This window comes from Fusobacterium varium (assembly GCA_021531615.1).
GTDB lineage: Bacteria > Fusobacteriota > Fusobacteriia > Fusobacteriales > Fusobacteriaceae > Fusobacterium_A > Fusobacterium_A varium_C.
Window position 1 is genome coordinate 52,630 of sequence record JADYUE010000006.1, and the last position, 26,223, is coordinate 78,852.

Sequence of the window (26,223 nt, forward strand, 5' to 3'; positions counted from 1 at the left end):
ACATTTTTTATTACATATTATATCCAAAGTGTTGATTTTCAACTTTAAATCATGTTATTATAAATTATACGAGAAATAAAAAATACTTTTCAATTTTTTACAACTTTACTATAAAACTGTTCTTCCTTAAAAACTGAAAAAATATAAAATAGTATTATTATAGGAGGTTAAAATGCCCATTCTGCCTTTCATCTGTTTAAGCATTGGAATCTTATTAGGAATTTTTATTAAAAATAAATATTTCATTATTTACTCTGGAAAATTATCAACAATTGCTCTTTCTTTATTAATGATTTCTATAGGATTGGGAATTGGAATTGATAATTCAATAATGGAAAACTTTTTTAAAATAGGATTTAACTGTATAGTTATTTCTCTTTCAGCTATTATCTTTAGTGTTATTTTTACTATAATATGTGAAAAAACTGTTCTTCCTCTTAAACAACTTGATGAAGAACTTGAGAAAAAAAATATTACTTTCTCTACTAATTCAGTTGAAAACCAAGAAGAAACAAATGAAGTATTAGATAGTGATTCTAAACTTGTTTGGATTATGCCTGGAAGTTTAATATTTGGACTTCTATTAGGTTTATTATTTCAAAGTAATATTTCATCTAAATTTATAGATATAAGTTTTTCTATTTTTTTAACAATTCTTTATATTTGTGTAGGTATTTCTCAAGGTAGTGACAAAGATATTTTTAATTATTTAAAATTATTAGGAATTAAGATAATTTGGTTATCTTTTGCAATTCTTATAGGAAGTATAACAGGTGGATTCATCGCAGGAAAATTATTAAATATTCCTTTAAACATATCTGTAATTTCTGCTAGTGGAATGTGTTATTATAGTATTACAGGAGCTTTTATGACTAATACATATGGACTAGAAGTAGGAACATATGGTTTTATTGTTAATATACTTAGAGAAGTCTTTACCATTTTATTGATGCCTATTCTGATAAAAATAAGTCTTGGAAGTCCTATCGCTGGTGGAGGAGCAGGAAATATGGATACTATGTTAATGCCTGTAACTAAATTTGTTGGAGCTAGATTAGGAATGGTAACTTTATTGACTGGAACTATACTAACATTTATTGTTCCTATCTTATTACCATTGTTAGCATCTTTATTTTAATATCAATTAGCAAAAAAGTTCAAGTAATATTCTTTTTAATTTTTAAAATAATATTACTTGAATATAACTTAAACCTTTAATTAATAAAAATATAATTTTGTAGTTGCTCTCTAATATAATTGCTATGATCAACATAGATTCTTATTTTGTTTTGCTTTTTTAAAAAATTTTCAATATTATTAAAAATATTACACAAATTATCACTGTCTATTCCAGAAGAAATTTCATCAAACAAATATATATCAGCCTCTTTATTTGCTAAAGCTCTTGCTATTTTTATTCTTGTTTTTTCTCCACCAGATAAAGTTCCACCATTTTTCCCTATATTTTTCTCTTTATATCTTGAATCTAAATATTCTAAATTACAAATTTTTAAAATTTCTCTATATTCATTTTCAATAAGATTCTTATTTCCAAGTAATATATTATCTTTTAGACTCATATTAAAAATAAAATCATCTTGCATCATATATGAAATTTTAGGAAAATAATTTACTTTTTTATCATTAAAATAATAATAAACATTACCTATTTGAGGCTTAATTAAACCTGAAATTATATTTAATAGTGAACTTTTACCTTTTCCACTTTCTCCAAAAATACCAAATGATGAATCTATAACTAAGTCAATATTAGACTGTACTATATTTTTTTCAAATTTAATAGTTATCTCTTTTAATTCTATTTTATCAACTTTTCCATATATCTTTTTCTCCTCTTCTGGAAAAGCTCTGATTTCTTCTATTCTTTTTAAACAGTTTAAAATCTCTATAACTTTAGGATAAAGCTCTATTAATTTTAAAATAGGGTCTGTCAATAAATGATTATACATCAAAATAGCTGTTAATTCTCCAATTGTTAAATAATTTTTTTTCACAAAAATAGAAGTTACTATTAAAGTAATACCAAAAGAGATAATAAAAGTTATATCTGAAAAAAAGAAATTTATACTTTTTAATTTTGTTTGTTTTATTTTGATTTCTTGTAATGAAAAAGAATCTTTTTTTATATTTTCTAAAAATTCTTTTTCAATTTGATGAACTTTTAAAGTTTTTATTCCTAATATTCCATCGTTAAATAGTCCTAAAATATTTATCAATTTTGCTTTTGACAAAAAAATAATCGATTTAATATTTTGAGATATTTTATTAACTATTAAAATTAATATTAATACTGGAGGAAATACATAAATAATTAATAAAAAATTTATTCTACTAAAAAAATAAATTCCAAATAAAAAAGTAAAAAAAGATAATATTATCTCTGAATATAAAGTTATTATATTTTCTCCTATTTTTTCCGAATCTTCTATAATAGATAAAGAAAGAGATGAAATATTAATTTTATTTAAATACTCAAATTTAATTTTTGAAAATTTTTCAAATATTAAAATCTTTAAATTAGTTGATATTCTAGCTTGATTACTTTCAGAAAACCATTTTGTAAGTGCAAATAAAAAACTTTTAAAAATATTTGCAAGAATAAAAAATAATCCTATTTTAATAATAGTATAAATATTTTCTTGATTAAAACTTGTATTAGCTATATCAATTATTTTTTCTATGAAATAAATTGGTAGTACTCTAAAACAAGAAATAAAAAGTAATAGAATAAAAAGAATTATAAATATTTTTTTATTTTCTTTAAAAAACTTTACCATATATCATCCTCTTAATTATATATTAAAAATATTTTTTATTATTCTATTATAACATAAATATATTTTTAATAATAAGTAATTTTTTGTTACTCAATTAACAAAAAAGCTATTATAAAGCGTTAATTGCTCTATAATAGCTTTTTTCTATTCTCCCATTATTCCTGTCAATGCTATACCTAAAGGTGTTACAAGTAGTGGCTTATAAGTTTTTATTACTTTTTTCTTCAATTCCTTTTGGAAAACTGCTTCAAACTCACTAAAAGTACAAGCCCCTCCAACTACATAAACCTCATCAACATCATAATCTTTTAAAAATCTTTTTACTATTGTAGCCATCTTTTCTACAACTGGTCTAACTATTTGGAAAACCTCTTTCTCTCTACTTTTATCTTTCTTTATCTTTTCAGCTTCATCAAAAGATACCCCATAGTTTCCTGCAATAACTAAAGACATATGAGTTCCACCTGTTGGTTCATCAGCTGTAAATATAACCTTTCCATCTTTTAAAATACTTATTCCTGTTGTTCCCCCTCCAACGTCAACAACTGCTCCATCTTTTATTTTTAAAACATGAGCTGCTGCTGAAGGTTCATCAACTACTTTTACAACATCTATATCAGCCGACTCTATAACATTTACTATTGCCTTTACACTTCCACTTTCTACCCCAGGTGGTATAGCTGTAAACCCTTTTGTTATCTCTATTCCAAGTTCCTCTTCAAGCTTCTCTTTCATTCCTCTTACAATATCAATAGCTCCTCTAAAATCAACTACAATTCCATCTTTAACTACTGATGATTGATAAGTTGCTCCACCAATTGGATTTCCCTCTTTGTCTACTATACTCATTACTATATTGGCAGTTCCTAAGTCAACTCCCACATAGTACTCCTCTTTATCAAAATCTAAAACTGGATTTTCTATTGTTTCATCAAATCTTTTTATATATTCATTTACTTTTTCTAAGTCCATTTTTTCAGCCCCTTTTAATTATAAATGAAAATTGCTTAAAAAATCTTCATTTGGTGAATTTATATTTGTTGCAGCTATAAGCTCTTTAATTTTTAAATTTTGTACTTTTACAACTGTATTTTTTACTGCTGAAGTATCCCCTTCAAATAAAACTACTCCCTTGTTACACATTCCTATACCTATCTTTATTGTTAAAACCTCCACTGGACTTTCGTCTTCTATAAAGTCAGCAGTTTCTATTGCTTGAACTGTATTAGAAAACTCTAACATTCCTAAACTTCTTACTCTTTCTGGGAATTTTATTGTTTTATTTAATTTTTTTACAAGATCTGCATCTACTCCACTTACAAGTCTTTCAGTGATATATTTGTACTCCTCTTGCTCTTTTAAAAAGAGAATATGCCTTCTTAAACTCTCAATTTCCCCTTGATTTCCACTACATATTATCATATATCTACCTGGGCAGAGAAGTTTTGATACTTCTATATCTACATTAAAGTTTTTAGTTATCTCATCAAAAACTAAAAATCCTGTACTTATATTTTTTAATTCTAATAAAACAAGTGATTTTTTCATCTTCTCCTCCCTTCTTAATACCAGTATATATAATTTCAAAACTTTTTTAAAATTGTATATACTGGTATTTTTTAATATAGGTGACTTTAAAAAAAGTCACCCATACTAAAATACTTTTATTTTATAGACAAAGCTCCAACTAGAACGCATCTTCTGTTTCTTGCAAAACTTCTTGCAGAAGTTAATCCTTCTCCAGTAGGTCCTGCTATTGTAAATGTAGTATGTCCCTCTCCACCTACACCGATTCCTGCATATGAAGGTCCATTTTTTACAAGAATTGTTGTTTCCATTTCTCTTGCATATTTGCTAAGAATATCTATATTTTTAGAATGAATCATAGCTGTATGTCTTAATCCATGTTCTAACTCTTTAGAAACTTCTATTCCCTCTAGAGCATTTTTTACTCTAACTATTGGTAATATTGGCATTAATAATTCTTTTTGTGCAAATGGATGTTCTTTTGTAGTTTCAGCTATTATAACTTTTATTTCATCTCCAACTTCAATTCCTAAGTCTTTTAAGATAACTTTTGCATCTCTTCCAACATAAGATCTATTTGGAGATCCATTTGTTAATACCATTCCTACAAGTTTTTCTATAACTGCTTCATCTTTTAATAGATAAGCTCCATTTTTTTGCATTTCAAATATTAGATAGTCAGCTATTGAATCAACAGCTACAACTTCTTTTTCTGCTATACATGGAAGGTTATTGTCAAAACTACATCCTGCAATAATATCCTTAGCAGCTTTTTCGATATCAGCTGTCTCATCAACTAATACTGGAGGGTTTCCTGCTCCTGCACCAATAGCTTTTTTACCACTAGACATTACACTTTTTACAACCCCTGGTCCTCCAGTTGCAACTAACATTTTTATATTAGGATTTTCCATCATTTTATTTGTATTTTCAATACTTGGTTCATCTATTGTAACTACAAGATTTTCTGGTCCTCCAACTTTTCTTATAGCTTCATTTATAAGTTCAACTGTTCTTATTGAAGTTCTTTTTGCTCCTGGGTGTGGTGCAAAAACAACAGAGTTTCCTGCTGCTATCATTCCAATAGAGTTACAAATAATAGTTTCACTAGGGTTTGTAGATGGTGTTATAGCTCCTATTACTCCATATGGAGAAAGTTCCATAACAGTAAGTCCATCATCTCCACTATAAGCAAAAGCTTTCAGATCTTCTACTCCTGGAGTTTTAGCTATTGTAACTTCATGTTTTAATTTTTTATCAGCTACTCTTCCCATTCCAGTTTCACTTACACCAAGTTCAGCTAATTCTAAAGTGTAATCTTTTAAAGTTTCTCTTATAGAGTTAACTATTCTTTCTCTTAATTCAAGTCTTGAAGCAAAAAGAGTTGCTTGAGCTTTTTTAGCTGCTGCTATTGCTTCATCCATAGAATGGAAAACTCCATTTTTAGCTTCACAGCAACTGCAAGTTTCCTCTTTATTTTCAACTTTTTTTAATTCTTTCATTAGCATAGCAACTATAGCTTCCATGTTATTAGTATCTAAATTCATTTTCTTTCCTCCTGCTATTCAGCTTGAAAAGCTTCAACACAAGCTTTTGCCACTGTCATATCCTCTTCAACTGTTCCTCCACTAACTCCTACAGCTCCAACAATCTCTCCATCTCTCTTTAATAAGCAACCTCCTCCAAATACTATATATTTAGAATCAGATTGTAATCCATATAGAGATCCTCCTGGCTGAACTAACTCTGCCAATACTGATGTTTCAATCTTCAAAGCTGCTGCAGTATAAGCTTTTTTCTTAGCTATTTCCACACTTGCAAGAAGAGCATTGTCCATTTTTTCCTCTAATATTAAATTTCCCTCATTATTTACAACAGTGAGTACAAAATCTAAATTTAACTCTTTAGCTTTTTTCTCTCCTGCTAAAACTATTCTTTTAGCTTCTTCTAAAGTTAATTTTTTCTTTTTCTCTTCAACAGTTAATTTTTCCATTAAAGTTTTTGAAATATGTTTTACAGCTACTTCATCTTCTACAACTCTTGCTAGTACAAAGAGTATATCAGAAACTCTATTTACATATTTTAAAATCTCTGGTTGTAAATTTTCCTGTTCATTGAGAGCAATTATTCTTCTTTCACTTCTTCTTACAACAGTTCTAGCTACATGAAGTACAGCTGACTGAATATCTTCTCCTGGTATAAGAAATTTATACAATGGAAGAAGTTGTTTTGAATAATTATCAATATATTTTTCTAAGATCTCTATGTCTGAGATCTCTATCTTCTCTTTTAACTTATTTATACCATTAGCATCACTTGCTAAGTAAGCTGCAACTACTAGGAATTTCTCTTGTATCATATATAGAATATCTTTTATCTCTTTATTTTCTACAAAAGCCCTTGCCACTCCTATAAAAGCTGCTGCTTCATCTATACTTCCATAGGCATCTACTTTTAAACTGCTTTTTGATATTCTGCTTCCACCAAAAAGTCCAGTTTCTCCAGCATCTCCCTTTCTAGTATAAACTTTCATTAAATTGGTATAGACCTCTTTCAATTTCTATCACCACCTAGCTTTGCTCTATAGTATCTATTATTGCAACAATAGCAGAATCAATTGGAACTTTTCTATCTTCACCAAAAGCATACATAGATACACTTCCCTCAGTTACTAAAACTTGATCCCCTATTCCTGCTCCAACACTATCTATACTGACTAACTCTTTTCCTGAAATTTGTCCATTCATATCTATTGGAGCAACAATAAGAATTTTCTTTCCATTTAATCCTTCATCTTTTGTGGTAGATACTATTTTTCCAACTACTTTTGCTATAAACATATAACCAACTCCTGATTATTCAGCTATTTCAAAAACAATACCATTGTTTTCTGCTTTTTCTTTTGCTAATGTTGTAACAATACTATTTTTTGATATTATGATTCTTTTATTATGAAAATCAAATATATCATCAGCAGTGATTATCTTTTTTTCTTTTAAAGAATATATATCTTTAAATCTTCTATTCATAACATAGTCAGATAATTCATTGCTCTTTACAAAAATTATTCCATAACTTCTTAATTTTTCTATATTAAAGTTAATTTGGTTTCCATAAGCTGTTTTATTATCTGCTATACATGAATCATACACTGCAATTATCTCTTTCTGAGCTAACAATGCTTTTGAAATAAGATAAGTTGCTGCATTATCTCTAATTCCAACAGCAATCTTTGCACAGCTGTTTTTTGTTAATAATGGAAGAATTATTAGATCATTATCTTGTAAAAACTTTCCACTATTTTCAATAGTAAAGTCTGATACAACCTTAAAATCTGAAAATCTTTCTTCTCCTACAACTGATTTTCCTGCTTCTGAAAAAACAACTTCTAAATCATACTCTTTAGAAATTTTCTTTAGTTCTAGCATAATCTGTTCTAGGTTTCCAGTTCCTCCATTGATTATAACCAAACCTCTGTTTTTTTCCTTTTTAGTAGGTGCTTCTTGCTCTTCCAATCTTTTTAAGACCTCTTGAACAATATAATCCACCATTTTATCAAAATCCATTTTTCACCCCTCACAGGGTTTCTTATATAGAAAGGAGTTTAAAAAAACTCCTTTCTCAATTAATCCCTTATTATTTTTACAAAGTCGTTATTTTTTAATCCAGCAGCATTAGCTTCATCCATGTCTAAATGGATTTCTTTAGCCATATTGCTACCTACTCTCATCAATACATTATAGAAAACTGTTTTTCTCTCTCCAGAAGTTTCCACTTTCACTAGATCTCCATCTTTATAACCTCTAATATCAGCTATAAATTTAGGCATATGAATGTGTCTTCCTGCTACTATAACTCCTTTATCTTTAATAACTTCACCTTTTGGTCCAATTATTTTTATTCCAGGAGTTCCTTCTAATTTTCCTGATTCTCTAACTGGAGCTTTTATCCCTAGTTTAAAGCTATCACTTATTGATATTTCAACTTGTGTTTCTTTTCTAACTGGTCCAAGAACTCTTACACCATCAAACTTACCTTTTGGTCCAACTATTGTAACCTTTTCTTCAGCTGCATATTGTCCAGGTTGTTTCATATCTTTCATTCTTGTTAAAGTGTGACCAGCTCCAAACAGTATCTCAAGGTCATCTTGAGAAAGGTGTATGTGTCTATTAGATACCCCAACCACCACATCATCAGATATTATCTCTTGTAACACCTCTCTCAAAATGCTTTCCATTGATTTCATTTTAACTCACAACTATTTTACTAATTTTGGTAATAATTTTTCTGTATCAGCATGTGGTCTAGGGATTACATGGATAGATTTAACTTCTCCAACTCTTTCTGCTGCTGCTGCTCCTGCATCAACTGCTGCTTTAACTGCTCCAACGTCTCCTCTTACCATTACTGTAACTAATCCTGATCCTATTTTTTCATATCCTACTAATTCTACGTTAGCTGATTTAGTCATAGCATCTGCTGCTTCGATTGCTCCTACAAGTCCTTTAGTTTCTATTAATCCTAATGCGTTTCCCATTTTTATTCCTCCTCAATTTTTTTAGTTGTTGTTCTAGTTCTTCTTGTTCTCGTTGTTCTTGTTCTAGTTTTCTGTGCTGTTATTTTTTTTTTATAGAATCAGCACTTTCTACTACTTCTTCTACTGGTTTTTCTTCTACTTTTTCAATTACTTCTGGTGCTTTTTCTTCAACTACTGGAGCTGTTTCCTCTTCTGGCACTAGTTCTTCAACTTCTACCATTTTAGCTACTTCTTCAGATGGTCTTGCAATAACTAATTGACTAACTACTGTTGTCAATCTTTCTGCTGCCATTACTGCTGCATCAACTGCAGCTTTTACTGCTGAAACTTCACCTTCGATTTTAACAGTTACCATTCCACCACCTTTTGTAAGTTCATAATCTATGACTCTTACATTAGCAGCTTTTACTGCTGTGTCGGCAGCTTCAATAGCACCAACTAATCCTACTACTTCTATCAATCCAAGTGAACTTATCATCATCTTCCTCCTGTCATCTCTGGGATAATAAATGGATTTCCTTTTATGAGTCTGGCTCCATTTACCCCCACAGCTCTAAGGATACTCACATCACTATCTACATCATATTTAAATAATGGTTTGTCTTTTTTTAATTTTTCTTGATATAGAGTTACCTCTTTTTCACTAATACCTATTCCAACTCCTAATTTTGATTCTTTAGAAGCTTCATATCCTAAGATATTTGCATCATTTTCATCACTAGGAACTAAAATATATGGTATCTCTTCCTCTTCAATTCCCCAGAGGATGTTACTTAATTTTTCATTTATTTCTATTTTAGAGCTATAAAAAATGTTGATTCCAACCTTTTCCTTTTTAGCTATATTTCTTCTTAACTCCTCTACCATGACTATTCCTCCTCATAAGACAAGGCTAGTCCAGTAGCAACTGCATTTCTTGGTCCTTCTACTCCTCTGATATTTCCTCTTCCTGCTACTACTCCATAATATGAAAGTTTTTCTGTAACCATTTGAGGAATTTCAAAGTCTAAAGCTGAACCTCCAACTAGAACTACATGATCTATATCTCTTATATTTCCACTTGGAGTAACTTTTTTCAAAGCTCTTACTGCATTTACTACAAATACCTTTTCTTTTGCATCTCTTCTTACACTTTTTATTTTTTCAATAGTCTCATCTATATCTAGAGGAATCATTTGTCCCTCTTTTAAGATTACTACTCTTGCAAAAACTCTTGGATCAAGTGGTTCTTCAAAGAATTGAACACTTCCATCTTCGTGTCTTATATTGAAAAGGCTTTCTACTTTTGCTAGAGGATATTTTTTAATATCTTCTGCTAAATCGAAATTGTCTATTCCAAGCTCTTTATCTATCAACATTGTTACCATGTTTCCTGCACCTGCTAAGTGACAAGAAAGAATTTTTCCATCTCTAGTTATAACTGAAGCATCTGTTGATCCTGCTCCCATATCTATAATTGCCAAAGGTTTATTTGTTCCTGGAGTTGTTAAAGCACCAAGAATAGCCATCTCTGCTTCTACTCCTCCTACAACAACTTTCTTTTGCATCTTTTCTTGAAGATCAGAAGCTATCATCTGCATTTGCAATCTATCAGCTTTTACCATAGCAGCTAATCCTATAGCATTTTCCATAGAAAATTCTTCAGCTATACCACCTTTTACTTTTTTAGGTACAAAAGTATTTACTGCAAGTAGATCTTGAATTTTTATGTTTTTAGGATCTTGTTCTGTAAGTTGTGCCATTACAATTCTTACTTTTTCAAGCATTCCTCCAGCATTAGTTCCTGTTTCTCCCCAAATATCTACTACTGGGAAACAAGTTTCTAAAGCTTCCATAATCACTTCAGCACCTTTATCTACTTCAATTTCTCTATTCTTTGCCATACCTGCTATATGAATTTTACCAGCTGGTATTACTCTTGATTTTACATCTCCCTTAGGAGTTTTTATTACTACTGCTGATCTATTTCCAATTAATGCCCTAGAAATAGGTACTATCATTTTTGTCTCTTCAGAAGTTAGCTTGAATAAAGTAGCTATTCCATATGGGTTTGATAGCATAGAGATAACCTTTCCCTTTTCGGCTACCTCTAATGCTGTCAACATATTTACTGGGATTTTTTCAAAGTGCAATACTTCATCAACTATTGGTATCTTCTTATTCAGCCTATTATTTATTAGAACTGCATCATCTTTTTGAACTACTGCTCCTCTTATATCTACCCCTTTAGCTGTCATATCATTAATTTTTCTAGCTGCATCCTGAAAATCTATATGTTTTGGTATAAGAGCGATTACCTCTTTTCCTGATAGTTTCTCATCTATATTGTCTAACAGAACAGATATCCCTACTCCTATTCCTGCTCCCCCTGGAGTAGTAGGATTATGACCTATCATTGTAGATTCAGTTATTATAGTTTCTGTTATAGTTTCCATAGCAACGTCACCTATAACAGGAGCTGCTTCATTTATTCTTACTAAAGACAGATCTTTCATATCTCTTCCTGCAGCATTAAAGGCTTTTTGTAAAGAAGCAAATACACCTTTTACATTCTCTTTTGTTCCTTTAATCCCTGTAGTTTTTACTATTCCACTACTCAAGATATTTATCTCTTTACCATTTACTTCAGCAAGAGTACTTTCAGTTGTTGCATTTCCTATATCTATTCCTACAATAAGCTTCATTTTTCCTCCTAACAGGGAAAGATTAGTCTTTTCTTAATCTGTCTCTTTTTTCATATAATTCTGCTGCTTCTCTTATAAATTGAGCATTTATAGAAGCATGATATTTAGTTTCAAGTTCATCTGCTATTGCAAATAACTCTTCTTTAGTTGATCTATATGGTCTTAAAGCATTATATATTTCAAGAATTCTTGTATCTGGAACTGCTATAAGTTCAGAAGCTCTTCTTAAGTTTCTTGCGAAAGAGTGTCTATTTACACTTTCAGCTACTTGAGCTTGCATTTCTAGTGTTTCAGGAGCTATTCTACAGTCAGCTGCTCCTACTGTTCCGTTCATTACATTTTCCATTGTAAATTCTTCAAGTTTTTTTCCTGTTGCAGATCTAACTACGTCAGCTTTCTTTTGGCTTAAAGGATAATCCTTACTAGTAGTTTCTCCACAGCTAGTTTTTGTTACTGTATTTGAATTGCTTTCACCTTTTGCCATAGAAAGCATTACTTCTCTTATCATTTTTTCTAGTAATTGTTGGTCCAAATTAATTCACCACCTTAATTATTTTTATTTAAAAATAGGATTTAATTCTACTGGTTTTGCATTTACTACAACATGTTCAGTTTCTTTTATGTGTAATAATGCTGCAATAGCTTGATATTTAGGTCTTGCCATTTGGTCGTTCATTTGAGGAACTGGTTTTGGAGTTTCTCCTTTTGCATATTTAGCAGCATTTTTTCCTATCATTCTGTAATGCTCTCTTTCTAGTAATGGAGCTTGAGGGAATAACTCAAGGTTAGTTAATGGGAATAGATCTTTTTGGTGAATAACTGTTGTACCTTTAGATTGAATTCCTATTCCTATTCCTGATCCACTTAATTTTGCTCCATCATTTGCAAGGATTGAAACGTCTGAAGTTCTTAAAATTCTTACTACTCTTGGAGTTAATCCTTCTTCTTCTATACCTGCCATAAGTTCTCTTAAAACATCTGCATGAGGTATATGAGTAATAGTTTCAGTTTGATATTTTCCGAAAGCAGCAGCAACAGCTATAACAACTTCGTCACTTCTAGTTCCTTTTTTAGCTTCTCCAACTTCTACTAATTCTAGTTTTCCATCTCTATTTTCTACTTTTTTAACTGGTTCTGCAGGAGTAGCAGAAGATTCCCCAGCATATCTTTTTATAACTTCTTCAATGATTCCTCTGATTTCATTTTCGTTCAGTTGCATCTTTTACCTCCCTAAACTATTTGATTTTTGATGCATCTACTGCATTTCCAATATTTGAAAGTTCTTCCCATTTTTCAGCACTGATTTGGTATCCAGTTCCTGGTCCTGTATAGTCGTTTCTATCATTTACAGCACTGATTACGTTAAAGTCTTTATCTAATATTGCTGATGTATGTAAGTGGTCTCCAGCAACTCTAAGTTTCATTAGTTTTAATAGGTCTGATGCAACATCATCAAATCCTTTAGTTTTAAGAGCTTTTACAACATCTATTCCTGTAATTCCTCTTTCCATCATTTCAGTAGCAGCTTTTATGTCAGCAACCATATCTCTTTCTGGCATATCTTTACTTCCGTGAGCATATGTAGCAGCTTCTACTTCAGCATCTGTAATTTCAGGAAGTCCTAAAGCTTCGAAAACAGCTTGAATTGCTCTAGCAGCTTTATTTCTAACTCTTACTACATCTTCTTCTTTTACTGGTTTTAATCCAGCATCTATTCTTAAGTCTCTTTGAATTATATTCCAGTCATCATAGTCTTCTGCATCCCAGTTTGATCCAGCAAACATGTTGTCATAGTTAGGAGTTGAACTGTATCCTGAACAGATAAAGTCAGTTCCTGGTATCATTTGCATTAATGATCTTGCTACTCTTCTTAAATCTGAATGTGTAAATGTTTGGTCATTACTTGATGCACATTCAAGGTCAAGCATCATAGCTACTAAGTTTTCAGCAAGGATTTCTCTTACTCCTCCTGGTACTGCTCCTGGAACTCCAACACAACTTACTGATCCGTTTTGGATTCCTTGTACTCCTGCTCCTTTAGTTATAAATAAGCAACGAGCTTCTAGATATAACATTGAACATCCTTCAGCATATCCCATTAGAACTTCTGATCCACTTCCTGAAGTATATCTCATTTTTAATCCTCTTGAAGCATAAGCTGATGCAAGGAATGATTTTGACCAAGGAGTGTCATCTCCGTCCATAAATACTGGTTCAGTTCCATAAACTGATACAGTTTCAGCATAAGCTGTAAGTCCTCTCATTCCTAGTAATAATTCTGTAGCTTCTTCAACAGAACATTGAGTTAAGATTCCAGGTCTTCCAACTTGTGATCCAACTAGTAAAGATATTGCATTGAATGGAGCATATCTTGTAACAGCAACTGTAGTTTCTTCTTCAGCAAATCCTCTTAAAGAAGCTTCTGCTGCGTCAGCTGCTATTTGAACTGGGTTGTCTTTAATATTAGTTACGTGACATTGGTTAGATGGAGTTTTTCTAGCTCTCATTTTGTTAACTGCCATCATCATTTCTAATACAGACATTTTTCCCATTACTTCAGCAACTTTTGCTGGAGTTAATGATAAAGTGATTTTTAAGATTTCATCTCTTGATACATTTATATCAACTAATTTTCTAGCTATTTCTAATGAATCCATAGCCATTACTTTTTCAACATTGTCTATTACTATTCCATAGTCTGCGATAAAGTAGTCTAGTAAGTCAAAATCTTCTCTTTTCTTTCCGTCAAGTTCAACTATTTTTCCATTAACTACTTTTACACTTGGTTTAGGGTCTAGAGGAGAGTTCATTGCTATTAACCCTACTTCAGGCCACTCTTTTACATATCCATCTTTATTTACAGGTCTATTACCTAATACTTCAAAACGTTTAGATCTCATTCTAACCTCCTAATTGATTTTCAGCTTTCAACTATTTTACTTAATTTTAGATATATGGGTGTGATGCTGATGGAGCTGGTCCTCCTAAAGTTTCAAGAAGTTTAACTCCTACTTCTTTAGCTGCAAGGATCGCTTGTCTAACTGCTCCAGAATCTCCACATATTGCTAAAATAACTTCGTTTGAGAAGCTAGTTCCTTTAGCTGGTGATGAGTAAGCAAGTACTTCTACATTAGCTGCTTTTAAAGCTGTATCTGCTGTAACTACTCCAATTGCTGCTGGTGCTCCAACGATTATTCCAAATGCTTTTCCTAAAGGTGCTCCAAATGCTTTGTTACATGCATATGATGCTCTTGCTGTATATTGAAGTTCAATATGTCCAGCTGGGTTTCCATAAACATCTCCGAATTTTTCAGTTACTGCTGCTATTGCAACTTCAACTGCTCTTCTAGCATCTGATACATCTTCAGCTCCAAATAGAATTAAAGATCCGTGTCCTGCTCCTCCTTCTGTATCTCTAGGAAGTTCTATACTGATTACTTCTGTATTTGTAGCTTTTACTGCTTCATCTGCCGCCATGATGAAAGGTCCTGCCCCTGTTCTTGCTCCAAGAATACCTATTGAACGATATTTTTTGTCTATTCCCATAGCTTCATGAAGTGCTGGGTCTACGTTAGCAATTACTAATCCGATTCCATTTCCGTGAGTAGTAACTCCTACAAATTCTGTTAAACGGCACTCTCTTTTTGCAGGTGCACAAGGTGTTTCACCCTTTTTATCTTTTAGTTTTTCCATAACTTCTGCCATCATTTTTTCTACTAACTTATCTTGCATTAATTTTTACCCCCCTTTAATTGATTTTTTATATAAAAAGGCTATTTTTAAGTTATCGCTTTAATTATATTAAGATAAAATGTCACATTAATGTCATATTTAACTTTTTTTGACACATGTTAAAACACTTTTCTAAAAATATCTTTTAAATCTTCAACATTGGCTTTTCTAATATTTCCACCTGTACAAATATCATTTAAAGCTGTTTCAGCCATTTCAGGAATAAGTTTGTTGTATTCAACTTCATCAATTCCCATATCTTTAACTCTAGCAGGTATTCCTAATTCTCTATTTAAGATTTCCACTGCTATTGCTAAACTTTCTGCCCCCTCTTTAACAGAGCTACAAGGTAGTTCTAATTCTTTTGCTATCTCATAGTATTTTTGAGCAGTTTCCATATCTTCACCATTAAATCTAATGATATATGGAAGTACTACACCATTTGATCTTCCATGTGGTTTGTGGAATTTTCCTCCTATTGCATGAGCAACACTATGGTTTATTCCTAAACCTGATTTTTCAAAGGCTATTCCTGCTATACATGATGCCTTTGCCATTTCAACTCTAGCATCTCTATCCTCTATATTTCTGTACATTTTTAAAAGATTTTTAAAGATACCTTTTATTGCTGTCATAGCATAGATTTGTGTATGAAAATTTGCTACTGAACAACTATATGCTTCTATTGCATGTGTTAAAGCATCTATTCCTCCATCTGCAACTACAGATTTTGGAAGTGTTCTTGTAAATTCTGGATCTAAAATAGCTATTTTAGGCATCATCTCTTCATCTTTTATAGGAATTTTTACACTATTTACTGTGTCAGTTATTACTGCATATGAAGTTACTTCTGATCCTGTTCCACTTGTAGTTGGTATAGCTATTACTGGAATATCTATTCCTGTTCTCTTTAAAAAATATCTTACTGCTTTAGCTGAATCAAGAGTTGATCCTCCTCCTACTGCAATAATAGTTTCTGGAGAAAAATCAATTACTTGGTCTAATGCTTTTTTTACAGACTCTAATGATGGGTTCATTTCTACTCCATCAAAAATATCATACTGAATATCTGATTTTTTTAAAGCATCTTCAACCTTTGCAATCAATCCAACTTTTACCATCATAGCATCTGTTATAATAGTAACTTTTTCACATTTTAGTTCTGCAAGTATGCTTTTTATATCAGCATCAGCATAAACTTCAGTTGTCACTTTAAAAACTTCCATTTTCCAACCTCCTTATAAAAAAATAGTTGCTATATTTTTAATATTCATATAATATAGTATTAGAGCAAATTGTCATTATAATGTCATTTCCTCTATTTTATTATTTAAAAATTAAACATTATTTCGCTATATTTAGGAGTGGGCAAACTATGAATATACATAAAAAAATTGCTGCTTTTAACACTTTAATCTTTATTATTTTTTATATTGTAATATTGTATCTGTTAAGAGCTTCAATTACTGTAAATAATATTCTTGTGATAAAATTAATTGTGCTGTCTATTTTATTTTTTTTAGTATCTGTTTTTGTTAATAAATTTGCACTTTTAAACTTGTATAATCTTTTAGATAAGTTTGAAACTGTCCTTTCTGAAATTAATAAAAAGTTTGTCAGCCAACTTAAAGATGATTTTTTAAATTTAGAGGATTGTTTCTATAAAGTTTTCTCCTCTGTTAAAACAGATATTTTAGATATCCTAGTTAAAGAGGGGGAAATTAAAAGAGAAAAAGAGAAGGCAGAAGCATTAAGTGAAAAATTAAGACTACTTAATAAAAATCTTGAAGATATGGTAGAACAGAGAACAAAGGAATTAAGTTTCTCAAAAGAGGTAGCCGAGTCAGCCAATAGAGCTAAAAGTGAATTTCTTGCTAAAATTAGCCATGAGATGCGTACACCTTTAACTCCTATAATTGGATATTCAAAACTACTTTTAAAAGAGTATCCAAATTCAGAGATAAAAGATAAATTAGATATTATTCATACATCTGGAGTTAAGCTTCTTAATTTTACAAATGAGCTTTTAGATTTCTCTAAAATAGAATCTGGAAAAGTAGATCTTAATTTTGAATCTTTTAGTGTTAAAGAACTTTTCCAAGAGATATTCTATGAACATAATTCCCTAGCAGCAACTAAAAATTTAAAATTTGAGATTAAATATGATAAAAATGATACAACAATTTATTCTGATAAAATGAAAATCTATGAGATAGTAAAAAATCTTATTCACAATGCCATTAAATATACAAATAAAGGTTTTGTTTTCTGTGAAGTTAATGTAAATAGTAATTTCCTTAATTTTAGTGTATACGATAGTGGTATAGGTATATCTAAAGATCATTTAGACTATATTTTTGAAAGCTTCGGACAGATTAATAAACATTCATCTGGAGCTGGTCTTGGACTTAGTATTACAAAAAAATTAGTTGAAATTCTTAAGGGTACTATTACAGTTGAAAGTAAAGTTATGGTTGGAACTACTTTTAATGTAAGTATCCCTATTGAAGTATTTGAAAAGAAAAATGAAAATTTCTCAGTTATTCTTACAAAGTTATTAAACTCTAATAATCCAAGTATAAAATCTATACTATTAAAAAGTATTTTAAAATTCCCAATTAGATTAAAGAGTTTAAAAGAAGCTTATAAAAAACAAAATATTGAACAGATACGTGAGATAAATCATTTAATTCTTGGTACTTATGGTAATCTAAATCTTACATTAATATATGACATGTCTAAAAAGATATCTGAAGAGTTAAAGAAAAATCCAGTATCTTTTGATACAATACTTTATTGTATTGAAGAATTAGAAAGAATGACTCACACTATTGATTATAGCGAATTATTTAATATGTATCTTCAATTTAATACTAAACAGATTAAAATTTTAATTGCAGAAGATGTTGAAGAAAATAGAGATTTCTTAAAAGCTGTTTTAGAATCTCCACTTATAAGTGTTACTTGTGTAGAACATGGTCTTAATGCTTTAAAGGCTATGAAAGAAAAGAAATTTGATGTAGTATTTTTAGATATCCATATGCCTGTTATGGATGGATTACAAACTATATCTCATATAAAAGCTAATGAAGAATTAAAAAATACTCCTGTTATTGCTCTTACTGCTCAAGCTATTATTGGAGATAAAGAAAAATATCTACCTTATGGTTTTGATGGGTATATTACAAAACCTATCAATGAATCTGTTTTATTTAGTTATTTAGAAAAATTTATATTTGCTAAGAAAAAAGGTGATAATAATGATTAAAGTCCTAACAATAGAAGACTCTGAAGAAACCAGAGATATTCTAAAGATAATCTTATCTGAAGAAAAAAGTATTAAGTTCTTAGAAGCTGCTTCTATTAAAGAGGGAATGGAAATTTTAAAAAAAGAAACACCAGAAATAATACTTCTTGATCTTTCTCTACCAGATGGAAATGGAAGTTATGTTTGTGAGCAGATAAAAAGTAATCCAAAATATTTTGGTTCTCCTTTTATTCTTGCTTTAACTGCTGAAACATCTCAAGAAACTGTAAACAAAACTTTAGAAATGGGTTGTGATGACTATATAAAAAAACCTTTTGATTCTAAAGAGTTATTGATAAGATTAAAAAAATTTCTTGTGAGAGTTCCTCAAAATAAAGATATTCTTACATATGGAAATATGAAACTTTTTTCTTCAGATAAAACTATGCTCTATGAAAATGAGCCTATTGAACTTTCTAAAAATGAGTTTGAACTTCTATCTTATTTTATTGTTAATAGAGGTTTACTTCTTACAAGAGAAAATATTTTAAATCATGTTTGGAAGGAAAATTTTGATATAAGTGATAAAGCTGTTGATCAATGCTTAAAAAGACTTAGAAAAAAACTACCTATTTTAAATGAAGTTCTAATATCTAAAAGAGGGTTTGGCTATATTTTAAAATAAAGGAGAAGTTAAATGGAAAAGGGGAAAAATATATCAGATGATTTTTTAGATATAGAGTTCTTTCAAATTTTACAAAATAGATTTGCTGAAGAGTTTGGAATAGCTAGTGTAATAACTGATATAAATGGATTACCAATTACAGAACCTAGTAATTTTACTGAATTTTGTAGTATTCATACAAGAGGAAGTGAAGTTGGATTTAAAAAATGTATGCTCTGTGATGCCTATGGTGGAGCTAAAGCAAAGGCTTTAAAAAAACCTGTTGTCTATCGTTGCCATGCTGGGCTTATAGATTTTGCAAGTCCGATTATTATTGGTGATAAGCTTGTTGGATGTTTTTTATGTGGACAACTTCTCTCTGAAAAACCTAATGAGGAAAAATTTAGAAAAACTGCTCATGAAATCGGAGTAGATGAGGATATATATATTGAAGCTGTAAAAAAAGTAAAGATTCTTCCATATGAAAAGATTGAATATGCTGCAAATTTTCTATATGATATCTCTTCTAAAATCTCTAACTTTAGCTATCACCAAAATACAGGTATTTTAGCAAATAATCTATGTCGTTCAAGTATAGATGGATTTTCAGATTTCTTAAAAGATATAGATATTTTTGATTTAAAAAAAAATAAGAAAATTTCTATTTTTTCAAAACTCTATTCAACTCTCTTTAAGAAAACTTTTATTACTGAAAAAAGAATATATCAATTAGATAAAAAAATTGATATCTGCTTAAATGAACTAGATAAAATCAGTGATAAAGTTAAATCTACTGAAAGGAATTTTAAATATTTTAATATAAGTCATATTTCAAAAAAACCTTGATTTTATTCAAGGTTTTTTCTAGCTAGAATTAAGATTTTCTGTTATACTAAATAGAATAATTAATATAAGGAGATAAATTTAATTTTATGAGTATTTTAGATGTTTCAAATGTAAGCCATGGATATGGTTCAAGAGCAATTCTTGAAAATGCCTCTTTCCGTCTATTAAAAGGGGAACATATAGGACTTGTTGGGGCAAATGGAGAGGGAAAGACAACTTTCTTAAATATAATAACTGGAAAATTGTTGCCAGATGAAGGAAAAATCTCTTGGTGTAGACATATTACAACTGGATATTTAGATCAATATAGTACTTTAGAAAAGGGAAAATCAATAAGAGATATTCTTCGTTCTGCCTTTGCTCATATGTATGATCTAGAACAAGAGATGATAGGTATATATGATAAGATGGGAGATTGTACACCTGAAGAGATGGATGCTCTTATTGAAGAGGCTGGAGAGATTCAAAGTATCCTTGAAGATGGAAATTTTTACTCTCTGGATTCTAAAATTGAGGAGTATGCTGCTGGGCTTGGACTAACTGATATAGGTTTAGAACGTGATGTATCTGAACTTTCTGGGGGACAGAGAGCTAAAATTTTATTGGCTAAAGTTCTACTTGAAAATCCTATGATTCTTATACTTGATGAGCCTACTAACTTCCTAGATGAAAACCATATAGCTTGGCTTAAAAATTTTCTACAAAATTATGAAAATGCTTTTATCTTAGTTTCTCATGATATTCCTTTTTTAAATGATGTTGTAAATGTTATCTACCATGTAGAAAATGCTGTTTTAACTCGTTATACTGGAGATTACTATCAATTTAGAGAAATGTATGAATTGAAGAAAAGACAGATTGAACAAGCATATAAAAAGCAACAGAAAGAGATTGCTCACCTTAAAGATTTTATTGCTAGAAATAAAGCTAGAGTTGCCACTACTAACTTAGCTAAAGATCGTCAAAAGAAACTTGATAGAATGGAGATCATAGAGATAGCAAAAGAAAAATTAAAACCTGAATTTGAATTTACTTCTGCTAGAACTCCAAGTAGAGAAGTTATTACAGCTAAAAATCTTGTTATTGGTTATGATGAACCTCTTACTAAGCCTCTAAACTTTACTGTTGAAAGAAATCAAAAAATTGCTATCAAAGGTGTTAATGGACTTGGAAAATCAACTCTTTTAAAAACATTGTTAGGGATTATAAAACCAGTAGCTGGAGAGGTTGAACATGGGCAATTTTTAGAGATAGGATATTTTGAACAAGAGGAGAAATCTGAAAATATAACTGCTCTTGACTTTATTTGGAATGAGTATCCAAGTATGACAAATAGAGAGGTTAGAGCTGCTCTTGCTAGATGTGGACTTACAACTGATCATATTACAAGTCAAATGCAAGTTTTATCTGGGGGAGAAAATGCAAAAGTTCGTCTATGCAAATTGATGCTAAAAAATATTAATCTTTTAATACTTGATGAGCCTACTAATCACCTAGATATTGATGCTAAAGAGGAGTTAAAAAAGGCTGTTAAAGAATTTAAAGGAACTGTACTTCTAGTAAGCCATGAGCCTGATTTTTATATGGATGTTGTAACTGATGTTTGGAATGTTGAAGATTGGACTACAAAAATAGTTTAATATTTTTATTAAAGAGAGAGTTTTATTCTCTCTTTTTATTTTTTTCATTTTGAAAAAATATATATTTTTAATTTTCAATTTGAAAATTTTTCCATTTTGAAAAATTATAATTTTATATAATCTAATAGAAAAAGTAATAATTAAGATCTTCTTTGAAAAATCTTAATTTTTTATTATTTGGCATTAGTTTTGCTTATATATTAAGTGAAATAATTTTTCTGGGAGGATTTAAAAAAATTATGGAAAACAATCAAGCTAAAAAGAATTGGGTTTTAAAAGCCCTTGACGTTGTTGAGAGAGTTGGAAATGGACTTCCACACCCTACTACAATGTTCATTATTTTCACTCTTATACTTATAGCAGTATCTTATGTTGCTGCAAAAATGGGGGTAAAAGTTTCGTATGAAACTTATGACAATGCTACAAAATCTTTAGTTACTAAAGAAACTGCTGTTGTAAATCTACTTTCACCTAATAGTATAAGATTTATGTATACTTCTGTTATCAGCAACTTCACTAGCTTTATAGCTCTAGGAACTGTATTTACTATTATTATGGGAGTTGGAGTTGCTGATGGTAGTGGATTTATGGCTGCTGTTTTAAAGAAAATAGTAGCAGTTACACCAAGAAAAGCTGTTACTGCAACTGTTATTTTCCTTGGAATTATGTCTAATGTTGCATCATCAACTGGTTATGTTATGCTTGTTCCACTTGGAGCTATTCTATTTATGAGTTTTGGAAGACATCCAATAGCTGGACTTGCTGCTACTTTTGCTGGAGTTTCTGGGGGATGGAGTGCCAACCTATTAATAGGTACTAATGACCCTGTTTTTGCTGGAATGTCTACTGAAGCTGCTAGAATGATCAATCCAAACTATACTGTACTTCCTACTGGAAACTGGTATTTTATGGTTGCATCAACTTTCCTTATTACATTTGTAGGAACTCTTGTTACTGAAAAAATAATAGAGCCTAGATTAGGAGAATATATTCCAGAGGAAAAGATAGCTGTAGATGATATCTCTCTTGATGAAAAAAGAGGTATGAAATTTGCATTAATCAGCTTAGTTGTATTCTTTATTATTGTTGGTATGCTTGTTGTTCCTGAAAATGCACTACTTAGAAACCCTACAACTGGTGAACTTCTTCGTTCTCCATTTATGAGTGGAATTGTATTTTTAATGTCTATGTTCTTTATGATTCCAGGAATTTTCTATGGAATTGGAGCTAGAACTATAAAATCTGATAAAGATATTATCAACTTAATGGTTAAATCAATAAATAACCTTTCTGGTTTTATGGTATTGATATTCTTTGCTGCTCAATTTGTGGTTTTCTTCAACTACTCAAACCTTGGAATTATCCTTTCTGTAAAGGGAGCTAACTTCCTACAAGAAACTGGATTTGTTGAAGTTCCATTAATATTTGCATTTATAGTAATGACTGCTATTATAAATATATTTATCGCTGTTGACTCAGCAAAATGGGCTATTATGGCACCTATATTTGTACCTATGTTTATGAGAATTGGATTCTCTCCTGAACTTACTCAAGCTGCTTATAGAGTAGGAGATTCATGTACAAATGTAATTGCACCTTTAATGCCATTCTTCCCATTAGTTGTGGCATTTGCCCAAAAATATGATAAGAAAAGTGGTATGGGAACTATGATTTCATTGATGCTTCCATACTCAATAGCTTTCTTAATAGGATGGATTATTCTTCTTATCATTTGGTTTGTATTTAATATTCCACTAGGTATTGGTGGTGGAATTCATTATCTAGGAATGTAGAAAATAAAAGGAGATGAAGTGTATATGGATAATAATAATTTAGAAAAAGTTTTAAAAATATTAGAAGAGGAATTAATACCTGCTGAGGGATGTACTGAACCAATTGCTATTGCTTACGCAGCTAGTAAACTAAGAAGTGTTCTTGGAAATATTCCTGAAAAAATAGATATCTATCTTTCTGGAAATATAGTTAAAAATGTTAAAAGTGTAAAAATACCTAACTCTAATGGAATGGTTGGAATAGAAGCTTCAGTTGCTATGGGTACTATCCTTGGTGAATGTGAAAGAGAACTTATGGTTATTGCCCATGTTGACACTACTCGTCTACCTGAAGTAAAAGAGTATCTTAACTCTGACAAAATTCATGTTCATCTAAATGATGGTGATGTAAAATTATATATAAGAATAGAAGGAACTTATGGTAATGATTCTGCTATGGTAGAAATCCAATACTACCACACAAATATCACTAGAATCTTTAAAAATGGTGTAGAATTAAAAGGTTGTCTATGTGATGACTGCTCTTGTGACAGTGTAATGACTGATAGAGAGTTCTTATCTGTTGAGCTAATCTACAATTTAGCAAAAACTATAGATCTATCTTTAATTGAACCAACTTTTAAAAAGGTTATAGATTATAACTCAGCTATTGCAAATGAAGGATTAACAAACTATTATGGACTTTCTATTGGAAAACTTATGAAAGAGGGAATTGAAGAAGGATTCTATGGAAATGATTTAAGAAATAATATGGCTTCTTTTGCAAGTGCTGGAAGTGATGCTAGAATGAATGGTTGCTCTCTACCTGTTATGACTACAAGTGGAAGTGGAAACCAAGGAATGACTTGTTCTCTACCTGTTATTAAATTCTGTGAATTAAAAAATCTTCCATATGAGCAACTTATTAGAGGATTATTCTTCTCTCATATGACTACAATACATATTAAAAGTAATATAGGAAGATTATCAGCATATTGTGGAGCTATTTGTGCAAGTGCTGGAGTTGCTGGAGCTATCTCATTCCTATCTGGACTTTCTATTGAACAAATAGGTTATGCTATTGAAACTACTCTTGGAACAATGTCTGGAGTTATCTGTGATGGAGCTAAAAGTTCATGTGCAACTAAAATTGCAAGTGGAGTATCTGCTGCACTTGATGGATATTATGCTGCTTCTAAAAATAGAAAATTTGAATTTGGAGAGGGAATCATTGGTAGAAATGTTGAATCTACTATTAAAAATGTAGGAACTCTTGGACAAGTTGGTATGAAGATAACTGATGAAGTTATTCTTGATATAATGATTAAAAATAAATAGTTCTTTCTGAGGGCTGAAATAAAATTCAGCCCTTTTTTATTTGATTATTAAACTTATAATTTTTAACATCAAGTTGTCTCCATGTTAGTGAATAAAGAATCCCTAGGCTCATTCCGTTGAAAATGCAAAACTCACTCGCAAGCTCGCTCAAACACGTTGCATTTTCTTAACTGCATTTCGCTGAGGGATTCTAATATTCACTTCCAAATTACGTCAACTTGATGTTAGGGATAATCTATTTTTTTTAATTAGAGTTTTTTCTAATATCAGTTAAAATGGAATTTGGAGAAGAATATTAGAGAGAGTTACGAAATCTGACGCTAAAAATTCCGACGTGTTTGAGACGAAGTCGAGTTTCGGAATTTTAGTCAGATGAGTATTACTCTTTCTTTATTCTTTGACATGGAATTTAGCTGATATTTAAAAGAAATTTAGATAACTTTAATTAACTAATTAACGTAAATAGCAAAGGTACTTTGCTGTAACCCTAGCGATGTGCTAGAAAGCTGAGCTTAGCTAGATAAATTATAGTTTTATTAATTGAAAAATAATATTAAAAATAGTATACTTTTTGTAATAACTTAGTTGTAGGAGGAAAAATGAAAAAAAATTCAAATATAATAGAAAAAATAGAAGCTCCTGGTTGGGATGCTATTGTAGCTACTTTTGAAAAAATATACCCAACTCAAAAAGAGCCTTTACACTATGCTCCAATGCTTTCTTGGCGTCTTGGTGGAGAAGATCCATTAGATGGAATAAGTGTATATGATGGTGGAGATTATTTTCATTTTGTAACTTTTGGTTTTTCTGAACTTTATGAAAAAGAATCTGAAGATTATGAATATAGTGGTTATGGCTTTGAACTTACATTAAAACTAAAAAAATCCTCTCTTATTAATAAAGATGATGAAATAGGTTGCATCTGTGGAATTTTACAATCTCTTGCTAAAATCTCCTATGAAGATGGAAGCATATTCCAACCTTATGAATATATATATACAGGACAAAAAACAGGTATGGACTCACGTTCTAAATCTAATATAACTGGATTTATTACTACTCTTGATGAAGCTGGAGAGATCAGCACTCCAAATGGAAAGGTTCAATTTGTTCAATTGATTGGAGTTACAGATAGAGAGTTAAAACAAATTATAGATGAAAAAATAAGTGTAGAAGAGTTAGTAAAAAAACTTGGAAATACACTAACTGATTATAAGAGAAAGTCTCTTTTCTAATATGTATATGATCAATAATAAATATTACTATCTGAAAAAAATAAAAGATAAAAAGAAGAATTTAGCTCTTCTACTACTAGCTGATCCTGAAGAAGAAGCTATTGATAAATATATTAATAAGTGTGAAGTTTTTGAGTTTTATCTTAAAACTCCAAGAAGACTCCCTCCTCTTTAGGTGGGAGATGAATTGGAGTCAACCTCTT

General features: G+C 30.4%; 25 protein-coding genes. 8 read left to right on the plus strand and 17 right to left on the minus strand.

Annotation, left to right across the window (positions count from 1 at the left end):
- Window positions 1-172 precede the first annotated feature (172 nt).
- A complete protein-coding gene (locus tag I6E31_04115; protein MCF2639153.1) occupies window positions 173-1,138 on the plus strand; it encodes a lysine exporter LysO family protein in 966 nt (321 codons plus the stop codon).
- A 76-nt stretch (window positions 1,139-1,214) separates the two neighbouring features.
- Here I6E31_04115 and I6E31_04120 read toward each other — a convergent pair whose 3' ends face one another.
- The 17 genes from I6E31_04120 to I6E31_04200 all read right to left on the minus strand — a co-directional run bounded on the left by I6E31_04120 (window position 1,215) and on the right by I6E31_04200 (window position 16,504).
- Window positions 1,215-2,798 (minus strand): ABC transporter ATP-binding protein, encoded by a 1,584-nt coding sequence (locus I6E31_04120; GenBank protein ID MCF2639154.1) that lies wholly within the window; start codon window positions 2,796-2,798, stop codon window positions 1,215-1,217.
- 144 nt (window positions 2,799-2,942) lie between these two features.
- Window positions 2,943-3,770 (minus strand): ethanolamine utilization protein EutJ, encoded by an 828-nt coding sequence (eutJ, locus tag I6E31_04125; GenBank protein MCF2639155.1) that lies wholly within the window; start codon window positions 3,768-3,770, stop codon window positions 2,943-2,945.
- An 18-nt stretch (window positions 3,771-3,788) separates the two neighbouring features.
- The gene (locus tag I6E31_04130; GenBank protein MCF2639156.1) at window positions 3,789-4,346 is read right to left on the minus strand and encodes a BMC domain-containing protein; all 558 of its coding nucleotides are present in this window, start codon (window positions 4,344-4,346) and stop codon (window positions 3,789-3,791) included.
- A gap of 116 nt (window positions 4,347-4,462) precedes the next feature.
- Window positions 4,463-5,872, minus strand: coding sequence for an aldehyde dehydrogenase EutE (locus tag I6E31_04135; protein MCF2639157.1), 1,410 nt, complete (start codon window positions 5,870-5,872; stop codon window positions 4,463-4,465).
- Between the two features lie 14 nt (window positions 5,873-5,886).
- Complete coding sequence (locus I6E31_04140; GenBank protein ID MCF2639158.1) at window positions 5,887-6,858, minus strand: cob(I)yrinic acid a,c-diamide adenosyltransferase; 972 nt, start codon at window positions 6,856-6,858, stop codon at window positions 5,887-5,889.
- A 37-nt stretch (window positions 6,859-6,895) separates the two neighbouring features.
- Window positions 6,896-7,165: a EutN/CcmL family microcompartment protein gene (locus I6E31_04145; protein MCF2639159.1), complete on the minus strand. Its 270-nt coding sequence runs from the start codon at window positions 7,163-7,165 to the stop codon at window positions 6,896-6,898.
- A gap of 15 nt (window positions 7,166-7,180) precedes the next feature.
- A complete protein-coding gene (locus tag I6E31_04150; protein MCF2639160.1) occupies window positions 7,181-7,891 on the minus strand; it encodes a flavoprotein in 711 nt (236 codons plus the stop codon).
- Between the two features lie 59 nt (window positions 7,892-7,950).
- Window positions 7,951-8,571: a phosphate propanoyltransferase gene (locus I6E31_04155; GenBank protein MCF2639161.1), complete on the minus strand. Its 621-nt coding sequence runs from the start codon at window positions 8,569-8,571 to the stop codon at window positions 7,951-7,953.
- A gap of 12 nt (window positions 8,572-8,583) precedes the next feature.
- Window positions 8,584-8,862 carry a propanediol utilization microcompartment protein PduA gene (gene pduA / locus I6E31_04160; protein MCF2639162.1) on the minus strand — a complete coding sequence of 93 codons (279 nt, stop codon included), beginning with the start codon at window positions 8,860-8,862 and terminating at the stop codon, window positions 8,584-8,586.
- A gap of 79 nt (window positions 8,863-8,941) precedes the next feature.
- Window positions 8,942-9,340: a BMC domain-containing protein gene (locus I6E31_04165; GenBank protein ID MCF2639163.1), complete on the minus strand. Its 399-nt coding sequence runs from the start codon at window positions 9,338-9,340 to the stop codon at window positions 8,942-8,944.
- Entirely contained in the window at window positions 9,340-9,729 is a 390-nt protein-coding gene (locus tag I6E31_04170; GenBank protein MCF2639164.1) for a glycerol dehydratase reactivase beta/small subunit family protein, read from the minus strand. Before I6E31_04170 ends, I6E31_04165 begins: the two co-directional genes overlap by 1 nt.
- Window positions 9,730-9,731: 2 nt before the next feature.
- Window positions 9,732-11,546, minus strand: coding sequence for a diol dehydratase reactivase subunit alpha (locus tag I6E31_04175; protein ID MCF2639165.1), 1,815 nt, complete (start codon window positions 11,544-11,546; stop codon window positions 9,732-9,734).
- A gap of 22 nt (window positions 11,547-11,568) precedes the next feature.
- Entirely contained in the window at window positions 11,569-12,078 is a 510-nt protein-coding gene (locus tag I6E31_04180) for a diol dehydratase small subunit (protein ID MCF2639166.1), read from the minus strand.
- A gap of 24 nt (window positions 12,079-12,102) precedes the next feature.
- Window positions 12,103-12,765 carry a propanediol/glycerol family dehydratase medium subunit gene (locus tag I6E31_04185; protein ID MCF2639167.1) on the minus strand — a complete coding sequence of 221 codons (663 nt, stop codon included), beginning with the start codon at window positions 12,763-12,765 and terminating at the stop codon, window positions 12,103-12,105.
- A 16-nt stretch (window positions 12,766-12,781) separates the two neighbouring features.
- Entirely contained in the window at window positions 12,782-14,446 is a 1,665-nt protein-coding gene (locus tag I6E31_04190) for a propanediol/glycerol family dehydratase large subunit (GenBank protein MCF2639168.1), read from the minus strand.
- A gap of 46 nt (window positions 14,447-14,492) precedes the next feature.
- Complete coding sequence (pduB, locus tag I6E31_04195; GenBank protein ID MCF2639169.1) at window positions 14,493-15,278, minus strand: propanediol utilization microcompartment protein PduB; 786 nt, start codon at window positions 15,276-15,278, stop codon at window positions 14,493-14,495.
- A gap of 119 nt (window positions 15,279-15,397) precedes the next feature.
- Complete coding sequence (locus tag I6E31_04200) at window positions 15,398-16,504, minus strand: iron-containing alcohol dehydrogenase (GenBank protein MCF2639170.1); 1,107 nt, start codon at window positions 16,502-16,504, stop codon at window positions 15,398-15,400.
- Between the two features lie 149 nt (window positions 16,505-16,653).
- Between I6E31_04200 and I6E31_04205 the strand changes: the two genes are divergently transcribed.
- The 7 genes from I6E31_04205 (at window position 16,654) to I6E31_04235 (ending at window position 26,020) form a co-directional block, all read left to right on the plus strand.
- Window positions 16,654-18,546, plus strand: coding sequence for a response regulator (locus I6E31_04205; protein MCF2639171.1), 1,893 nt, complete (start codon window positions 16,654-16,656; stop codon window positions 18,544-18,546).
- A complete protein-coding gene (locus I6E31_04210) occupies window positions 18,539-19,210 on the plus strand; it encodes a response regulator transcription factor (GenBank protein ID MCF2639172.1) in 672 nt (223 codons plus the stop codon). Before I6E31_04205 ends, I6E31_04210 begins: the two co-directional genes overlap by 8 nt.
- Window positions 19,211-19,222: 12 nt before the next feature.
- The gene (locus tag I6E31_04215) at window positions 19,223-20,035 is read left to right on the plus strand and encodes a PocR ligand-binding domain-containing protein (GenBank protein MCF2639173.1); all 813 of its coding nucleotides are present in this window, start codon (window positions 19,223-19,225) and stop codon (window positions 20,033-20,035) included.
- Between the two features lie 86 nt (window positions 20,036-20,121).
- Window positions 20,122-21,675, plus strand: coding sequence for an ABC-F family ATP-binding cassette domain-containing protein (locus I6E31_04220; GenBank protein ID MCF2639174.1), 1,554 nt, complete (start codon window positions 20,122-20,124; stop codon window positions 21,673-21,675).
- A gap of 239 nt (window positions 21,676-21,914) precedes the next feature.
- Window positions 21,915-23,468: an AbgT family transporter gene (locus tag I6E31_04225; protein MCF2639175.1), complete on the plus strand. Its 1,554-nt coding sequence runs from the start codon at window positions 21,915-21,917 to the stop codon at window positions 23,466-23,468.
- Between the two features lie 24 nt (window positions 23,469-23,492).
- Entirely contained in the window at window positions 23,493-24,785 is a 1,293-nt protein-coding gene (locus I6E31_04230) for a serine dehydratase subunit alpha family protein (GenBank protein MCF2639176.1), read from the plus strand.
- Between the two features lie 599 nt (window positions 24,786-25,384).
- On the plus strand, window positions 25,385-26,020 hold the full coding sequence (locus I6E31_04235; GenBank protein ID MCF2639177.1) for a suppressor of fused domain protein: 636 nt from the start codon (window positions 25,385-25,387) through the stop codon (window positions 26,018-26,020).
- Window positions 26,021-26,223 lie beyond the last annotated feature (203 nt).

Coding starts and splice junctions, on each gene's coding strand:
- I6E31_04210 (MCF2639172.1), top strand. CDS start 18,539: ATGATTAAAGTCCTAACAATAGAAGACTCTGAAGAAACCAGAGATATT.
- I6E31_04170 (MCF2639164.1), bottom strand. CDS start 9,729: ATGGTAGAGGAGTTAAGAAGAAATATAGCTAAAAAGGAAAAGGTTGGA.
- eutJ (MCF2639155.1), bottom strand. CDS start 3,770: ATGGACTTAGAAAAAGTAAATGAATATATAAAAAGATTTGATGAAACA.
- I6E31_04205 (MCF2639171.1), top strand. CDS start 16,654: ATGAATATACATAAAAAAATTGCTGCTTTTAACACTTTAATCTTTATT.
- I6E31_04215 (MCF2639173.1), top strand. CDS start 19,223: ATGGAAAAGGGGAAAAATATATCAGATGATTTTTTAGATATAGAGTTC.
- I6E31_04115 (MCF2639153.1), top strand. CDS start 173: ATGCCCATTCTGCCTTTCATCTGTTTAAGCATTGGAATCTTATTAGGA.
- I6E31_04135 (MCF2639157.1), bottom strand. CDS start 5,872: ATGAATTTAGATACTAATAACATGGAAGCTATAGTTGCTATGCTAATG.
- I6E31_04130 (MCF2639156.1), bottom strand. CDS start 4,346: ATGAAAAAATCACTTGTTTTATTAGAATTAAAAAATATAAGTACAGGA.
- I6E31_04235 (MCF2639177.1), top strand. CDS start 25,385: ATGAAAAAAAATTCAAATATAATAGAAAAAATAGAAGCTCCTGGTTGG.
- pduB (MCF2639169.1), bottom strand. CDS start 15,278: ATGCAAGATAAGTTAGTAGAAAAAATGATGGCAGAAGTTATGGAAAAA.
- I6E31_04155 (MCF2639161.1), bottom strand. CDS start 8,571: ATGAAATCAATGGAAAGCATTTTGAGAGAGGTGTTACAAGAGATAATA.
- I6E31_04200 (MCF2639170.1), bottom strand. CDS start 16,504: ATGGAAGTTTTTAAAGTGACAACTGAAGTTTATGCTGATGCTGATATA.
- I6E31_04165 (MCF2639163.1), bottom strand. CDS start 9,340: ATGATAAGTTCACTTGGATTGATAGAAGTAGTAGGATTAGTTGGTGCT.
- pduA (MCF2639162.1), bottom strand. CDS start 8,862: ATGGGAAACGCATTAGGATTAATAGAAACTAAAGGACTTGTAGGAGCA.
- I6E31_04120 (MCF2639154.1), bottom strand. CDS start 2,798: ATGGTAAAGTTTTTTAAAGAAAATAAAAAAATATTTATAATTCTTTTT.
- I6E31_04140 (MCF2639158.1), bottom strand. CDS start 6,858: ATGAAAGTTTATACTAGAAAGGGAGATGCTGGAGAAACTGGACTTTTT.
- I6E31_04220 (MCF2639174.1), top strand. CDS start 20,122: ATGAGTATTTTAGATGTTTCAAATGTAAGCCATGGATATGGTTCAAGA.
- I6E31_04175 (MCF2639165.1), bottom strand. CDS start 11,546: ATGAAGCTTATTGTAGGAATAGATATAGGAAATGCAACAACTGAAAGT.
- I6E31_04230 (MCF2639176.1), top strand. CDS start 23,493: ATGGATAATAATAATTTAGAAAAAGTTTTAAAAATATTAGAAGAGGAA.
- I6E31_04185 (MCF2639167.1), bottom strand. CDS start 12,765: ATGCAACTGAACGAAAATGAAATCAGAGGAATCATTGAAGAAGTTATA.
- I6E31_04145 (MCF2639159.1), bottom strand. CDS start 7,165: ATGTTTATAGCAAAAGTAGTTGGAAAAATAGTATCTACCACAAAAGAT.
- I6E31_04225 (MCF2639175.1), top strand. CDS start 21,915: ATGGAAAACAATCAAGCTAAAAAGAATTGGGTTTTAAAAGCCCTTGAC.
- I6E31_04150 (MCF2639160.1), bottom strand. CDS start 7,891: ATGGATTTTGATAAAATGGTGGATTATATTGTTCAAGAGGTCTTAAAA.
- I6E31_04190 (MCF2639168.1), bottom strand. CDS start 14,446: ATGAGATCTAAACGTTTTGAAGTATTAGGTAATAGACCTGTAAATAAA.